Source organism: Achromobacter sp. HNDS-1 (assembly GCF_040084795.1).
GTDB classification, from domain to species: domain Bacteria; phylum Pseudomonadota; class Gammaproteobacteria; order Burkholderiales; family Burkholderiaceae_B; genus Achromobacter; species Achromobacter ruhlandii.
In genome coordinates, this window is sequence record NZ_CP157584.1 from 290,528 (window position 1) to 305,936 (window position 15,409).

Here is a 15,409-nt window from a genome sequence, read left to right on the forward strand (position 1 = left end):
CGACTGGCGAAGTGCTAGCATCCGAAGCATGACTTCGATTCTGCACGCCCACCCCATCGACCCGGCCATCCGCGAGCGCGTCATGGCGACCCTGGAACACATCGAACAGCGTCACGATGTCCGCGTCCTGCTCGCCTGCGAATCCGGCAGCCGGGGCTGGGGCTTCGCCTCGCCAGACAGCGACTATGACGTGCGCTTCCTGTACGTGCACAAACTGGACTGGTACCTGCGCGTGGCGCCCCAGCGCGACGTGATCGAGCTGCCCATCGACGACGAGCTGGACGTGTCCGGCTGGGAACTGCGCAAGGCGCTGCAACTGCTGCGCGGCTCCAACCCCACCCTGTTCGAATGGCTGGATTCGCCCGTGCTGTATCGCCAGGACGACGCCACCAGCGCCTGGCTGCGGCACTTCCGCAGCGAGTATTTCTCGCACATCAAGGGCCGCTGGCATTACGTGGCCATGGCCGGCCGCAACTTCCGCGAATCGCTGCAGGGCGACACGGTGCGGCTCAAGAAATACCTGTACGTGCTGCGTCCGGTGCTGGCCGCGCAATGGATCGACAGCGGCCGCGGCATCCCGCCGATGCGTTTCGCGGACCTGGCCGATGCCATGGTCACCGACCCCGCGCTGCGCGACGAGATCAACGCGCTGCTGGCCATCAAAATGCAGGCCGGCGAGGCCGAGCACGGCCCGCGCTTCCCGCTGATCCACGCCTATCTGGAAACCACGTTGCCGACCCTGGAAAAGGCGCCCTTCTTCGACCGGCCGGACGGCCAGACCGAGCGGTTGGACCGGTTCCTGTACGAAGTCGTGACCGGCGCGCCGCTGACGTATTGAACGCCGCCGCAATGCCGCCCACCCCGACCATCACCCTGCGCCGCCTGCGCACGGACGACGTACCCATGATCCTGGCGCTGGAATCCGACCCCGAGGTCATGCGCCACAGCACCGGCGTCAAACCCGCCACGCAGGCGCGCCGCCAGGAACTGCTGGAATGGTTGCGGACGCCGCCGGATGACATCGGCCATTGGGCCGTGATCGATCCCCACGATGTCGCGGTGGGCTGGATCAGCCTGACGCGGCTGGAGGACACGGGCGCGTTGCAGCTGGCCTACCGGCTGCAGCGGGCGGCGTGGGGTCGCGGCTATGCCACGCAAGCCGCGCGCCAACTGTGCGATTACGCCTGGCGCGCGCTGGACGCCACGGAACTGGTGGCCGTCACCTGGCCCGACAACCTGGGCTCACAGCGCGTGCTGGACAAGCTGGGCTTCACCTTCCGCGCCATTGAAACGCATTATGGCCGCGACACTCGCGTCTACGTGCTGGCGCGTCCGGGGCACTGATCGCCGACCTGAACGCCGCCGTTCACTCGCTTTGGCATGGCGCCACACGATCGCGGCGGTCCGGTCGCGCGTGCGCGATGCGCCGGCCAGCGCTTTGCGGGTACCCTATCGCCTTTCCATCACCCGCACAGTCCCTCATGTCCGACACCACGCAGCCCTTCGTCGTTTCGAACTACATCGCCCAGAGCCTGGAAGGCATGCGGGCCGCCACCTCGGCGCACTGCGCCACCTGGCACCTGGACGAAGCCGAGCAATGGTCCGTGGACATGGACAGCGGCCTGATCGTGTTCCAGCTGCCCGGCGGCATCACCGCGCAAGCGCCGGTGCAGATCGTCGGCACCTCCAATAGCGAGGACAGCAGCTTCCTGTGGGGCTGGGATCACCCGTCGGTGCCCGCCGAACTGGCCGAACACGCCCAACTGGCGCTGGCCTTCGGCAAGGCCCACGGCCTGGAGGCATACACTCACCGCAAGGTGCCATGCGATGACGCCCTGGCCTGGGAATTCACCGCCGTGGCCATGCGGCTGGGCGAGGCCAGCGGCTCGTACCGCGCGCGGGCCTCGGAGACCGCCCACGTCTGGATGACGTTCGGCCAGGTGACCTTGTCCAAGGCCTGACGCGCCGGCGGCGCGCGCCACCGCGCCGCCGTCAGGCCGCGTCCGGATGAATCCCGGTATAAGCCGCGCGCGGCCGGATCACATCGGGGCTGCCGCGCTGCTCCAGGCCATGCGCCAGCCAGCCGATCGAGCGTCCCAGCGCGAACAGGCCGAAGGCCGCGCCCGGCGGCAGGCCCAGATGGCGCCGCACCGCCACCAGCGAGAAGTCCACCGAGGGCCGCTGCCCCGATAGCTCGAACGCCTGCTCGATCAATGTCTCCCACTCGGGGCGCCGCGGCAGTATCCGCGCCAGCAAGGCGCTGGCGCGCGGATCGCCCGCGGGGTAAAGGTGGTGGCCAAAACCCGGCATGTCTTCGCCCCGCGCCAGCCGCTCGCGCAAGCCCCGCGCCAGCCGCTGGCCGGCGTCCGCGCCGCCGTCGCCACGTTCCAGTTCCTCCCACATCGCCTCGACGCGCGCCGTGGTGGCGCCGTGGCGGCCGCCCGTCAACGCCGCCAGCCCGCCCACAATACCGGCGCGCAGGCTGGCGCCCGTGGACGCGATGCAGCGCGCGGTGAAACTGGAGGCGTTCAGTTCATGGTCGGCGCACAGCACCAGCGTCATGCGGATAAGATCCGCGCCCGCCGCGTCCACGCCCCAGGCGCGGGCGCACTGCGCGTGGATCGGCGCGTCGTCCGGCGCGGTCTGCAGCAGGCAGGCCGCCAGCGTGCGCACCAGCGCGCCGCAGCCCTGCGCCTGGCGCTCGGGCGAGCGCTGCCACAACGCGGTCGCATCGTCATCGCTGGCCGCCGTGAACAGCGGCAACAGCGCGGCCTCGGCGCGCTGGCCGCGATGGCGCGCGAACAGCGCCGCCAGATCCTCGGGCAACCGCGGCGCGGCCGCGCCGAACGCCATCGCCTGGTCGCATTGCCACAGATGCGCGGCCACCGCTTCCACCGAGGACGATTGCGCCAGCGCCACGGCGTTTTCACCGCGATAGAACAACTGGCCATCCTCGATCAGGGTGATGGCCGACTCCAGCACCGGCAGGCCCCAGTTCAGCGTCGCCTTGGCCACCTCTTTCGGCTTGCGGCCACGGGTGCGCTGCGCCGCCAGCCGTTCGACGTCCTCGGCCAGGTAGCGGCTTTCGCGCGGCGTGGCGCCAGCCTCGGCGTGCAGCAATCCCCGGCTGACGTAGGCGTACAGGGTCTGGCGCGACACCCCCAGGCGGGTGGCCGCGGCGGCGGAGGTCAGGTAATTGGGCATGGGTTGCGAGACGAGGAACGAAGGGCAATGGGTTGATTATATTAATCAATATTGACAATTAATGCGGCAAGATGAATCCTGGCGTCATCGCTCAACGACCCGCAAGCAACATGTCCGCCATCCCTCGCCCCTTCCCCCCCTCGCCCGCCACCGCCGACTACCTGCGCCAGTTCTGGCTCGCGGCGGGCGGCGATCCCGCCCTGCTGAGCCAGGTCGCCATCACCGGCCAGGGCGCCTTGCCCTCGGCCTTCGCCGTCACGGAATTCGCCACCGCCGCGATCGGCGCCGCCGGCCTGGCCATGGCGGAGTTCGTTGCGGCCGGCGCAGGCGCGGCCGGTGCGCCCGCCGTGCCGGCGGTCGAGGTCGACCAACGCCTGGCCTCTTTCTGGTTCGGCACCAGCCTGCGCCCCATCGGCTGGAGCATGCCGCCGCTGTGGGACGCCGTCGCCGGCGACTACCGCGCCGCGGACGGCTGGATCCGGCTGCACACCAACGCGCCCCATCATCGCGACGCCGCCCTGGCGGTCCTGGGCGCGGCCGCCGACCGCGACGCCGTCGCCCGCGCCGTGGCGCGCTGGCGCGCCGACGAACTGGAAGCGGCGGTGGTCGAACACAACGGTTGCGCCGCCGCCATGCGCGGCCTGGACGCCTGGCGCCAGCATCCGCAAGGCCAAAGCGTTGCCGCCGAACCCCTGCTGCACCGCGCCGCCAGCGGCGGCGGCGCCCGCCCTGCCTGGCGCATTTCGCGCCAGCGCCCGTTGCAGGGCCTGCGGGTGCTGGACCTGACCCGCATCCTGGCCGGCCCCGTGGCCACGCGCTTCCTTGCCGGCTTTGGCGCGGACGTATTGCGCATCGACCCGCCCGGCTGGGAAGAACCCGGCACGGTGCCCGAGGTCGTGCTGGGCAAGCGTTGCGCGCGCCTGGACCTCAAGTCCGCCGAGGGGCTGGCCACGCTGCAACGCCTGCTGTCCCAGGCCGACGTGCTGATCCACGGCTATCGCGCCGACGCCCTCGCCCGCCTGGGCCTGGACGCCGAGCGCCGCCGCCAGCTCAACCCGACGCTGGTCGACGTATCGCTGGACGCCTATGGCTGGAGCGGTGCGTGGCGGGGCCGCCGCGGCTTCGACAGCCTGGTGCAGATGAGCACCGGCATCGCCGAGGCCGGCATGCGCGCCAAGGGTGGCGACCGCCCGGTGCCGTTGCCGTGCCAGGCGCTGGACCATGGCACCGGCTATCTGATGGCGGCGGCGGCGATCCGGGGCTTGACCGAACGGCTGGCCACCGGCGCGGGCAGCACCACGCGCGCGTCGCTGGCCCGCAGCGCGCAGCTGCTGGTCGCGCATGGCGGCTTGCTGGAAGGCGGGCCGGCATTGGCGCCGGAAAGCGCAGCCGACTGGTCCGAACAAATCGAGGCAACCGCGTGGGGCCCGGTCCGGCGCGTCAAGCCGCCGCTGCGGATCGCGGACACGCCGCAATCGTGGGATTACCCGGCAAGCGCCTTGGGATCCTCCGAGGCAGCCTGGCGCGATGGCTCGCGTTAGCCCTCGGCCGCCTCAAAGCACAAACGCGCGCAAGTTGGCGACCCGTTCGGCCAGGCCGTCCGCGCCCAGGTAATGGCCCAGCTTGCCCGCTCGCACGCGGCGCAGGTCTTCCTCGTAGCGGGCCGCCATCGCGTCGCACGCCTCGGCATACGCCGCCGCGATCCCCTCGCCGGCGGCGGCGGCGATCACGCGCGCGGCCTCGGGCGACCCGCAGGCCACACAGCGCGCCACGCCCAGGCCGTCGGCCCGCGCCCCGCGCGCCAGCAACTGCGCCACCAGGTCGGCGGGCGGCTCGCGATCGAATCGATGGATCGCCTCCGCGCTGACCGGCGTGCCGGCCCGCAACAGCGCCCGCGCCGCCGCATAGGCGTGCTGCGTCAGCGCCACGTCCAGCGCCAGCGCGCTGCCGCGCAACGGCTGGTCAAAGCCCACGCCCTGCGCCGCCAATTGCGCCACCAGCGCGCCGTCGTCATGCGCCAACGCATGCCGCAAGGCCAGCCTGGCCAGCGTGGGCGACTGGCCCAGCGTGCCGGCCGCCAACGGCGCGCGCCAGTCCACCAGCGCGCGCCGATAGAACGCCGCCAGCTTGTCCGCCAGGGCCTGCGGCATGCCGTGATCGGCCACGCGCTCGTCCAGGTATTCCAGCACCCGTATGCCGGTGCTGTCGGGGTCCTCGATATCCTGCTCCAGGTAGAGCGCGGCAAAGGCCGCGCGCAGGTCCGCCGCGACGGTCGCGATGGCGTCCTGCTGCAACGCATGCGTCCAGCCCGGCAGCCCCTGCTTCCAGGCCACGATGCTGCCAGCCCGCGGGCCGGGCTCCACGCACACATAGATGCGGTCGCAGTATTCGAAGCCGCCGATCGGCAGATAGCGCAGCTTGCCGTCCCAGGCCTCGCCGTGTTCCGCGGCGGCCTCTTCGGCGCATTCCTGCTCGTGCTCGATCCAGCCCGCCAGGTCGCGGTAATGGTCACTGCCGTCATAGAACAGCTCGGACCAGCTGAGGGCCTCTTCGTTGCCGTCCATGCGCGCATGCAGGTCGTAGGCCAGTTCGCCGCCAGCGGTCAGGCGCCACAAGTCGCGCAGCGCATCGGGCAAGGGGCCGGCACAGGCCGCTTCGATCTCGTCGATGCGCGCCTCGTCCAGGGGCGGCTGGACCGCCATCAGGACGCGACCGTCGAACAGGGCAATGCCGTGTTGGCGCAGCGACTGGATGTCGTCGGCGGAAAAATGATGCTCGCTCATGTTCAGGTTTCCTGGGAGATGGCGGTTCGGATTCTACCCGTGGGGGATGGGGACGACGCCACGGCAGACGCAGGCGCCTTGCCGCATCGCCGACGAACTCCCCGCGCCCGCGGCGCGGTGGTAGATTGGCGGCATCCACGAATGGACGTGGCAACGGGGAACGGCAGCGATGGCGGGAGCGTCATGGACGGGCTGATCATGGCCGCGGCGCGGGCGCTGGCCAGCGGCGATCCGCTGGGCGCGTTGAGCCGGGTGGCACTGCGCGACGATGCGCCGGCGCTGGCATTGCGCGGCATCGCGCTGGCGCAGCTGGGAGACTTTGAACGCGCCCGCGCCCTGGTGCGGCGCGCCGCCCGCGCGTTCGGCGCCCGGGACCCGGTGGCGCGGGCCCGCTGCGTGGTGGCCGAGGCCGAGATCGCGCTGGCCGCGCGCGACCTGGGCTGGCCACAGACAGCGCTCGATACGGCCCGCGCCACGCTCGAGCAGCATGGCGATCGGCGCAACGCGGCCTATGCCGGGTATCTGGCCGGCCGCCGCCTGATCCTGATGGGACGGCTGGAGCAGGCCGAACAGGTGCTGTCGGAACTGAATCCCGCCCCTTTTCCGCCGGCCTTGCGAGCGGTGCACGAGCTGGCCCTGGCCGGCATTGCGCTGCGGCGCCTGCAGGCCACGGCGGCACGCGCCGCGCTGGACCTGGCCGCGCGCGCCGCGCAAGCGGCCGGCATCCCGGCGCTGCAGGCCGAGGTGCGCCAGGCGTCGCTCGCGCTGGAAGCGCCGGCCGCGCACCTGCTCCGCGCCGGCGACACGCAGGTGCTGCGCCTGGAGCAGGTGCAAGCGCTGCTCGCGTCCGACACGCTGGTGATCGACGCATGCCGTTATGCCGTGCATGGCGCGGGCCGCACCCTGGCCCTGGCCAGCCGGCCCGTGCTCTTCACCCTGGCGCAGGCGCTGGGCCAGGCGTGGCCGGATGACGCGCCGCGCGACGCCTTGATCGCGCAGGCGTTCCGCACCCGCCATCCGGATGACTCGCACCGCGCGCGGCTGCGGGTGGAAATCGGCCGGTTGCGGGCGGCCTTGGCGCCCTGGGCAGAAATCCGGGCAACGCGGCAAGGCTTTGCATTGATGCCGGCCGCGCGCGCCGTTGCCGTGTTGACGCCGCCGGTGCGGGACCGCCACGCCGCCGTGCTGGCGCTGCTGGCCGACGGCCAAGCCTGGTCCAGTTCGGCGCTGGCGCTGGCCACCGGCGCCAGTCAGCGCCAGGTGCAGCGCGCCCTGGAGGCGCTGGCGGCCTCCGGCCAGGCGCATTCGCTCGGCCAGGGCCGGGCGCGGCGCTGGCTCACGCCGCCCCTGCCCGGTTTCGCGACGACATTGTTACTCCCGGTCCCGCTGCCGAATGCCTAGCATGGACGTGTCATCCCCCTAACAAGGACAGCGTCATGAAAACCAAACCCGCGGAAATCCTCCGTGAATACGGCCCCTTCCCCGGCGTCACGGACGTGCACGGCGTTTCGTACGACGGCAGCCGCATCTGGATCGCGGTCGGCGACAAGCTGCACGCGCTGGATCCGGCCAGCGGCGACGTGGTTCGTACCATCGACGTCATCGCCCGCGCCGGCACCGCCTTCGACGGCAAGCACCTCTACCAGTTGGCCGACAGCATCATCCAGAAAATCGACCCGGCATCGGGCCGCGTGCTGGCCACCGTGCCGGCGCCCGAAGGCGGCGGCAATTCCGGCATGACCTGGGCCGAAGGCATGCTCTGGATCGCGCGCTACAAGGACCGCAAGATCCACCAGGTCGATCCCGCCACCGGCGCCGTCCTGCGCACCATCGCGTCCGACCGCTACGTGACCGGCGTCACCTGGGTCGATGGCAACCTGTGGCACGGCACCTGGGAGGACGACGCCAGCGAGCTGCGGCGGGTGGACCCCGCCAACGGCGAGGTGTTGGAACGACTGGCAATGCCGCCCGGCGCGTACGTGTCCGGCCTGGAATCGGACGGCGGCGACGTGCTCTATTGCGGCGGCGCCAGCAGCGGCCGGGTGCGCGCGGTGCGCCGGCCACGCGCGAGCGCCTGATCCGCCCCGATCCGCCCCGCTTCCCCCGACCCGCCCTGATCCTCCCCGATCCGCGCTGCCCCGCCGGCCAGCGCGGCGGGCGTTCCTGTTTGCGGCGCGGGTCGTCCGCCGCCGGAGCCGCGGCGCCCGCGCCGCGAGTTTCCCGCGCCCCCTGCCGCCGCGCCGTCCCGACAAATTGTTGCAGGCATTGGCGCGGCGGCCCTTTTCCGACCCAGCGAGCCCCCGCCAGCGTGTAAACTCCCCCCTTTTTGACTCTGGTGGTATGTTGCAAGCCCCACAGCGCACAGGTTTAAGCGGCCCGACGCTCATTCGCTTGCTGACTCGCCTGACGGAAGTCGACGCGCCGGAATCCCGGCAGCCGTTGTCGGATCATCTGAGCCAGTGGCTCGGCTGGACCGACGCGATTGCCCTGTCCGCCGCCCTGAACAACCGCCCGCCGGCGATCGCGCCGGGCGCGCGCCAGTTCAGCAGCGCCGAGGAGCGCGAGTGCGAGCGCGTCCGCACCACGCTGGCCGATGCCATCGCCAGCGACACCGCGGCCACGGCCGCCAAGCGGCAGATGCCGGGACAGGTGTCCGCCAAGGTGGCGGCGCTGCAGGCCGACGACGCCGATTACTCGAATTTTCGTCAGCGTTATCTGTCGTTGCAGCACACGATGGAAACCAGCATCGGCAACCTGCGCAGCCGCCTGCGCGGCATGCTCGCGGCCAAAACGCCGGAGATGACGCGTCTGGCGGTGGTGGACGCCATCATGGACCGCGCCCTGCTGCCGCGCGAGCGGACGCTGCTGGGCGCGATTCCGAAGTTGCTGCAGGGGCATTTCGACCGGCTGCGGCTGGCCGAACAGGCCGCGCTGGAAGCGGCGGCGCAAGCGCAAGCCGAGACCGGCGTGCCGGCCGGAACCGCGGACGAGCCGGCGGCCGATGCCCAGGCGCCGGCCGCGCCGGGGGGCAGCGCAACGGACGACGCTCCCGCCGCCGCGCCTGCGCAGGCGGCGGCCTGCGCGGCGCCGCAACCCGCTTTATCCGCGCCCACGCCGGGCGCGTGGCTGGAGACGTTCCGCAAGGATATGCGCAGCGTGCTGCTGGCCGAATTGGATGTTCGTTTACAACCGGTGGAAGGGCTGCTTGCCACCCTTCGCGCCAGCTAACCGGGACACTATGTCCAAGTATCTGATCAATATCGTTGTTTTCCTCAGCGGCCTGGCCGTGGCCGGCTGGATCGGCGCGGGCTACGCGGGCACCAATCCCCTGGCGCTGGCCGTCACGCTGCTGATCTGCGCCTGCTACGTGGCGGGCGCGCTTGAATTGCTGCGCTACCAACAGGCCACCGCGTCGCTCAGACGCGCGGTCGGCAACCTGTCGGAAGCGCCCGCCAGCCTGGGCGGTTGGCTCGACCAATTGCCGGCCGGCCTGCGCAACGCCGTGCGGCTGCGCATCGAAGGCGAACGCGTGGGCCTGCCCGGCCCGGCATTGGCGCCCTACCTGGTCGGCCTGCTGGTGCTGCTGGGCATGCTGGGCACCTTCCTGGGCATGGTGGTGACGCTGCGCGGCACCGGCACCGCCCTGGAAAGCGCCACCGACCTGGCCGCCATCCGCGCCTCGCTGGCCGCGCCGGTCAAGGGCCTGGGCTTCGCCTTCGGCACCTCGATCGCGGGCGTGGCCACCTCCGCCATGCTGGGCCTGCTGGCCGCGCTGTGCCGGCGCGACCGCATCCAGGCGGCGCAACTGCTGGACACCAAGGCGGCCACCACGCTGCGCCTGTACAGCCAGGCTCACCAGCGCGAAGAAAGCTTCAAGCTGCTGCAGCGCCAGGCCGAAGTGCTGCAACGGCAGGCCGAGGCCATGCCCGCGCTGGTCGACCGCCTGGACGCCATGATGCGCAACCTGGAGCAGCAGAACCACACGCTGAACGAGCGCCAGCTCGCCAGTCAGGATGCGTTCCAGGGCAAGGCCGAGGCCGCCTACGCGCGTCTGGCCGCCGTGATGGAACAATCGATGAAGGAAAGCGTGGCCGAAAGCGCCCGCTCGGCCGGCGCGGCGCTGCAGCCCGCCGTCGAGGCCACCATGGCCGGCCTGTCGCGCGAGACCGCCTCGCTGCACGAAAGCGTTACCCAGGCGGTGCAGCGGCAGCTGGACGGCATGACCGCCGGCCTGCAGGCCGCCACCAGCAACGTGGCCGGCATCTGGAACCAGGCGCTGGCCGGCCAGCAGCGCGCCAGCGAAGCGTTGGCGCAGGACCTGCGCGATTCGCTGGACCGCTTCGCGCAGACCTTCGAGCAGCGCTCGGCCGCGCTGCTGGACAGCGTGTCCGAACGGCTGGAGGCGTCCTCGGGCAGCATGTCCGAAGCCTGGAACGTGGCGCTGAACCGCCAGGAGCGGGCCAGCGAGAAACTGGCCGGCGACAATCTGCAGGCGCTGACAGCCGCCGCCGCCAGCTTCGAGCAGCACTCGGCGTCGCTGCTGCGCACGCTGAACCAGTCGCACACCGCCCTGCAATCCGAACTGGCCTCGCGCGACCAGCAACGCCTGGCGGCGTGGACCGAAACCCTGGGCGCGCTGTCCGCCACCCTGCGCCAGGAATGGCAGCAGGCCGGCGCCCAGGCCGCCGAGCGCCAGCTCGAAATCAACCAGGCCCTGGCGCGCAGCGCCCAGGAACTGACCGAGCACGCGCAGACCCAGGCCGGCCTGCTGGAGAACGTGTCGGCGCGCCTGGAAAGCGCCGCCGGCAACGTCTCGGCGCAATGGCACGAGGCGCTGGAGCGCCAGTCGCAGGTCAGCGACAAACTGGCGGGCGACAACCGCGAAGCCCTGGCCGCCGCCGCCGCCACCTTCGAACAACACGCCGCGACGCTGCTGCGCACGCTGGACCAGTCGCACGCCGACCTGCAGGCCGCCCTGGCCTCGCGCGACGAGCAGCGCCTGGCCACGTGGGCCGGCACGCTCGGCGCCCTGACCGACAAGCTCGGCCGCGAATGGGAACAGGCCGGCGCGCAAGCCGCCGCCCGCCAGCAGGAAGTCAGCCAGACGCTGGCGCGCACCGCGCAGGACCTGGCCTCCCGCGCCGACGCGCAGGCCGCGCTGCTGGACACCGTGGCCGCCCGCATCGAAACGGCCGCCACCGGCGTGACCCAGGCCTGGACCGAGGCGCAGGTGCGCCAGGAACTGACCAGCGAGAAGCTGGCCGGCGACACGCAGCAGGCCCTGGCCACGGCCGCCGCCGCGTTCGAACAACATTCCGCGTCGCTGCTGCGCACGCTGGACCAGTCGCATGCCGAGCTGCAGGCCGCCCTGGCCTCGCGCGACGAAGCGCGCCTGGCCGCCTGGCACGCCTCGCTCGGCGCCATGGCCGCCGACCTGGGCCGCGAATGGCGCCAGGCCGGCGAGCAGACCGCCGCCCGCCACCAGGCACTGGAACAACTGCTGGCGCGCACCGCGCAGGACCTGACCACCCAGACCCAGGCGCAGGCCGCGCTGCTGGAAAACCTGTCGGCCCGCCTGGAAACGGCGGCCGGCGGCGTGACGCAGGCCTGGACCGAGGCGCAGGTACGCCAGGAGCTGGCCAACGAGAAACTGGCCAGCGACAACCAGCAGGCCCTGACCACGGCGGCGTCCGCCTTCGAACAGCATTCGGCATCGCTGCTGCAGTCCCTGGGCCAATCGCAGGCCGGCCTGCAGGCCGAGCTGGCCGCGCGCGACCAGGAACGCCTGGCCGCCTGGACCGGCGAGCTGGGCCGCATGGCCGAGGCGCTGCGCCACGAATGGGAACAGGCCGGCGCCCGCAGCGCCGCCCTGCAGCAGGAAATCTGCGCCACCCTGGCCCAGACGGCGCAGGACATCGCCACCCAGACCGAGGCCCACGCCAGCGGCACCATCGCCGAGATCGGCCAACTGGTGCAGGCCGCCTCCGAAGCGCCGCGCGCGGCCGCCGAAGTCATCGGCGAATTGCGCCAGAAACTGTCGGACAGCCTGGCCTACGACAACGCCATGCTGGAAGAACGCAACCGCCTGCTGGACACGCTGGCGACGCTGCTGGATGCCGTCAACCACGCCTCCAGCGAACAGCGCAGCGCGGTCGATGCGCTGGTGTCGTCGTCGTCGGACCTGCTGGACCGGGTCGGCGCGCAGTTCACCGAGCAGGTCGAATCCGAAACCGCCCGCCTGGACGACGTGGCGGCGCAGGTGACCAGCGGCGCGGCCGAAGTCGCCAGCCTGGGCGAAGCCTTCGGCGCCGCGGTGCGCCTGTTCGGCGAGTCCAACGACAAGCTGGTGGCGCACCTGGAACGCATCGAGGCGGCGCTGGACAAGTCCATCGCCCGTGGCGACGAACAACTGGCCTACTACGTGGCACAGGCGCGTGAAGTGGTCGACCTGAGCACCATGTCGCAAAAGCAGATCGTCGAGAACCTGCGCGAACTGGCCAGCCAGCGCGCCGCCACGGCCGGAGCGCAGGCGGCATGAGCGCGGGCGAGGACATCGACGGCGGCGTGGAACCCGCGGTGCCGACCTGGGCCGTCTTCGGCGACCTGATGTCGGTGCTGCTGGGCGCCTTCGTGCTGATCCTGGTGAGCGTGGTGGCCGTGCAGCTGGAGCTGTCGACCCAGCTGGAACGCGAAGTCAAGCAGCGCCAGGAAGAGACCCAGCGCCGCCAGACGCTGGAGCAGGCCCTGGCCGCGCCGCTGGCGGCCGGCCGCGTGACGCTGATCAACGGCCGCATCGGCATCAGCGGCAGCGTGCTGTTCGCGCTCAATTCCGACCAGTTGCAGCCGGAGGGCCGCGAGGTGCTGAAAAGCCTGATCGAGCCGCTGTCGGCCTACCTGAAGGCCAATGACGAGATCCTGATGGTCAGCGGCTTCACCGATGACCAGCAGGTGCGCGAGGGCAACCGGCGCTTTGCCGACAACTGGGACCTGTCGGCGCAGCGCGCGCTGACGGTGACCCGCGCCCTGATCGACGAAGGCGTGCCGTCGTCGCTGGTGTTCGCCGCCGCCTTCGGCGCCGAGCAGCCGGTGGCCTCGAACGCCGATGAAGACGGCCGCGCGAAGAACCGCCGGGTCGAGATCACCCCCATTCCCAAGCCGTCCAACAGTGCGGAGCCAGCGCGTGGCCAGTGATGGCGGCCTGGGCCCGGCGCTGACGGCCGGCGCGGATACCGCGCCCGCCGACGCCACGCTCGCCACCTTGCAGACCTGGCGCGAGCGCGGCGACGACCGGCTCGATCCGGTCGCCTTCCATTTCATCGAGGCGCTGGCCCGGCGCGCGGCCGCCCACGCCGGCGCGGCCCGCGCCCGGCTGGACGAGCGGCTGGCGCAGTTGCTGCGGGCGTATGCGGCGCGCGTCGCCGCGGCCCGCGCGGCCAACGCCGCCGAAGCGCTGGACGATGCCGCCACGCCCGATGCCAGCCCCGCGCCGGCCACGGCGGCTCCCAAGCCCGCGCGCGGGCCGCTGGCGGAACTGGCGGCGTATCTCGCTTACCCCGGCGCGCCCGGCGAAGACCCCGACGCCATCGCCGCGCAGGCGCGCCGCGATGCCTACCCGGATCTGCCGGTGCTGGATGGCCTGCGCGAGATCTGGTCCGGCCTGAGCGCCGACCGTCAGGTGCGTCAGTCGCAGGAGCAGGTGCACAAGAACGCCGGCCCGCTCAATTCCAACCAGCTGGTGCACCGCGCCCTGTCGCTGATGCGCGAGCTGTCGCCGGGCTATCTGCAGCAGTTCGTGACCTACACCGAGACGCTGGCCTGGATGGAACAGATCACCGCGGCCGCGGCGCCCCCGTCCAAGGAAGCGCCGCGCGCCGCCGCCAAGAAAAGCGCGCGCGCCAAGAGCCGCTAGGGGACGGCGGCCCGCGCGGCGGGCGGAGCGGCATTGCCCATGCCGCATCCCTACCCTGCCCGCAGGCGGCCATCACCCGTCGCCTGCTGGCGCGTGAGCCGCCCCAACGCCCCGGCTTCACGCCTCCCGCGGCAACCACGCGCCATGAAAACCCGCCGGAATCCTGCGCGGCAGGCGCACCGTGGCCACCGGTCCGGCGCCGATGTCGCGCCCATCCAGCACCACCACGTCGCTGCGGTCGCCCTCCTGCCGGTAGACACACACCAGCACCCAACCGTCATCCTCGTCCCGCGCGCCGGGGCGAGGCACGAACACCGGTTCGCTGTTCTGGTCGCCCGGCGGCACCGAATACCTCTGCCGCGCGCCCGTCTCCAGGTCATAGCGCAGCACCCCGCGCATCTCGCGATTATTGGGCTGATGCACCGCATAGGCGTAGCGGTAGGCGTGGCCGGCGCGGCTTTCGTTGATGCGCGGCAATTCGATGCCGGCGTCATCGAGCGCGCGTTCGCTGACGCGGCCGCCGGCCAGGTCGATCACGTAGCGCCACAGCACGCCCAGCGGGTTTTCCTCGAACGCGGCGCCGTCGCGCGCCAGCCGCAGGTAATGCGGATAGCGCACCACGTCCAGCACCAGCGTGGCGTCATCGGCCTCATGGGCGTTGACCACGTGCTGGATGAAACACGGCGCCACCTCGAACCAGCGCACCGGCCCGCCGTGGCGCGGGATCACGCCCAGGCGCGATTGGCGCTCGTCGTGCCAGCGCAGCGGCATGCGGTGGCCGCGCGACAGCATCGAGAAGTCGTAGGCCACGTTCAGGTCGAGCAGGATGCTGTGGCGGGCGGTGATGGCCATGTCGTGCATCATCGACGGGCCGGGCACCTCGATCAGCTGGTCCAGCAGCGGTTGGCCGTCGGCGCCCGTCACGCCGTAGCGCAGCCAGGGGCGCTCCCAATGGGCGCGAAAGCTCATCAGCTCGCCTGTGGCGGGATCGATCTTGGGATGCGCGGTCATGCCGCCGGCCAGGCCGGGATGGCGACGACTGGCGCCCAGGAAGTCCAGCCCCGCCGTCATCGCCAGCGGCGCGCCGCCTTCGGCCAGCGCCAGGGTCTCGCCGGCATGGCGCAGCACATTGACGTTGGGATTGGTGTCGGGCAGGTCGGCGGCCAGCGCGGGCGCGTATTCGCGCGCCCAGAGGCGGGTGCGGGCCCAGCGGTTGCGGTAGCCGGTGGCGCGGCCGTCGCGGAAAACGATGGCGTGCAGCATCGCCGGTTGCGGCCACCAGGACAGCACGTCGTTGCCCTCGAAGCGGCCGCGCAGGGGGTTGGGGCCGTTGCGCACCAGCGCGCCGTCCAGTTCGGGCGGCAGCGCGCCTTCCACGGGCAGGTCGGTCAGGTCGGTTTCATCGGCAAGCGGCGCGGTGGCGCCGGTGTTCAGGTCGAATAGGGTCATGCCTTGCATCCTTCGGGTGAGAGAAGGATGCAATTTTTACCCGGATCAAATTACGCTGTCAATA

13 protein-coding genes are annotated in these 15,409 nt (G+C 71.7%); 10 read left to right on the forward strand and 3 right to left on the reverse strand.

Annotation, left to right across the window (positions count from 1 at the left end; translation table 11 throughout):
- Positions 1–28: 28 nt before the first annotated feature.
- The 3 genes from ABFG95_RS01315 to ABFG95_RS01325 all read left to right on the forward strand — a co-directional run bounded on the left by ABFG95_RS01315 (position 29) and on the right by ABFG95_RS01325 (position 1,961).
- A complete protein-coding gene (locus tag ABFG95_RS01315; protein WP_006395367.1) occupies positions 29–838 on the forward strand; it encodes a nucleotidyltransferase domain-containing protein in 810 nt (269 codons plus the stop codon).
- Positions 839–849: 11 nt separating this feature from the next.
- Positions 850–1,344, forward strand: coding sequence for a GNAT family N-acetyltransferase (locus ABFG95_RS01320; RefSeq protein ID WP_068953533.1), 495 nt, complete (start codon positions 850–852; stop codon positions 1,342–1,344).
- Positions 1,345–1,481: 137 nt separating this feature from the next.
- On the forward strand, positions 1,482–1,961 hold the full coding sequence (locus ABFG95_RS01325) for a DUF6882 domain-containing protein (RefSeq protein ID WP_348995330.1): 480 nt from the start codon (positions 1,482–1,484) through the stop codon (positions 1,959–1,961).
- Between the two features lie 31 nt (positions 1,962–1,992).
- On the opposite strand, the gene ABFG95_RS01330 is transcribed toward ABFG95_RS01325, so the two are convergent.
- Complete coding sequence (locus ABFG95_RS01330; RefSeq protein ID WP_348995331.1) at positions 1,993–3,204, reverse strand: citrate synthase family protein; 1,212 nt, start codon at positions 3,202–3,204, stop codon at positions 1,993–1,995.
- 110 nt (positions 3,205–3,314) lie between these two features.
- Between ABFG95_RS01330 and ABFG95_RS01335 the strand changes: the two genes are divergently transcribed.
- Positions 3,315–4,745, forward strand: a complete 1,431-nt coding sequence (locus ABFG95_RS01335; RefSeq protein ID WP_348995332.1) for a CoA transferase — start codon at positions 3,315–3,317, stop codon at positions 4,743–4,745.
- A 12-nt stretch (positions 4,746–4,757) separates the two neighbouring features.
- On the opposite strand, the gene ABFG95_RS01340 is transcribed toward ABFG95_RS01335, so the two are convergent.
- Complete coding sequence (locus tag ABFG95_RS01340) at positions 4,758–5,987, reverse strand: SMI1/KNR4 family protein (protein ID WP_238910043.1); 1,230 nt, start codon at positions 5,985–5,987, stop codon at positions 4,758–4,760.
- A gap of 183 nt (positions 5,988–6,170) precedes the next feature.
- On the opposite strand from ABFG95_RS01340, the gene ABFG95_RS01345 reads away from it, so the two are divergent.
- The 6 genes from ABFG95_RS01345 to ABFG95_RS01370 all read left to right on the forward strand — a co-directional run bounded on the left by ABFG95_RS01345 (position 6,171) and on the right by ABFG95_RS01370 (position 13,896).
- Positions 6,171–7,388 (forward strand): helix-turn-helix domain-containing protein, encoded by a 1,218-nt coding sequence (locus ABFG95_RS01345; RefSeq protein ID WP_175146817.1) that lies wholly within the window; start codon positions 6,171–6,173, stop codon positions 7,386–7,388.
- A 35-nt stretch (positions 7,389–7,423) separates the two neighbouring features.
- Entirely contained in the window at positions 7,424–8,065 is a 642-nt protein-coding gene (locus ABFG95_RS01350; protein ID WP_348995333.1) for a glutamine cyclotransferase, read from the forward strand.
- A gap of 262 nt (positions 8,066–8,327) precedes the next feature.
- Positions 8,328–9,215, forward strand: a complete 888-nt coding sequence (locus ABFG95_RS01355; protein ID WP_348995334.1) for a DUF3348 domain-containing protein — start codon at positions 8,328–8,330, stop codon at positions 9,213–9,215.
- Positions 9,216–9,225: 10 nt separating this feature from the next.
- Positions 9,226–12,525, forward strand: coding sequence for a DUF802 domain-containing protein (locus tag ABFG95_RS01360; RefSeq protein ID WP_336727231.1), 3,300 nt, complete (start codon positions 9,226–9,228; stop codon positions 12,523–12,525).
- Positions 12,522–13,178 carry an OmpA family protein gene (locus tag ABFG95_RS01365; RefSeq protein WP_054416608.1) on the forward strand — a complete coding sequence of 219 codons (657 nt, stop codon included), beginning with the start codon at positions 12,522–12,524 and terminating at the stop codon, positions 13,176–13,178. Before ABFG95_RS01360 ends, ABFG95_RS01365 begins: the two co-directional genes overlap by 4 nt.
- A 19-nt stretch (positions 13,179–13,197) precedes the next feature.
- Positions 13,198–13,896 carry a DUF2894 domain-containing protein gene (locus ABFG95_RS01370; protein ID WP_348996074.1) on the forward strand — a complete coding sequence of 233 codons (699 nt, stop codon included), beginning with the start codon at positions 13,198–13,200 and terminating at the stop codon, positions 13,894–13,896.
- Positions 13,897–14,013: 117 nt separating this feature from the next.
- On the opposite strand, the gene ABFG95_RS01375 is transcribed toward ABFG95_RS01370, so the two are convergent.
- On the reverse strand, positions 14,014–15,345 hold the full coding sequence (locus ABFG95_RS01375) for a carotenoid oxygenase family protein (RefSeq protein ID WP_348995335.1): 1,332 nt from the start codon (positions 15,343–15,345) through the stop codon (positions 14,014–14,016).
- Positions 15,346–15,409 lie beyond the last annotated feature (64 nt).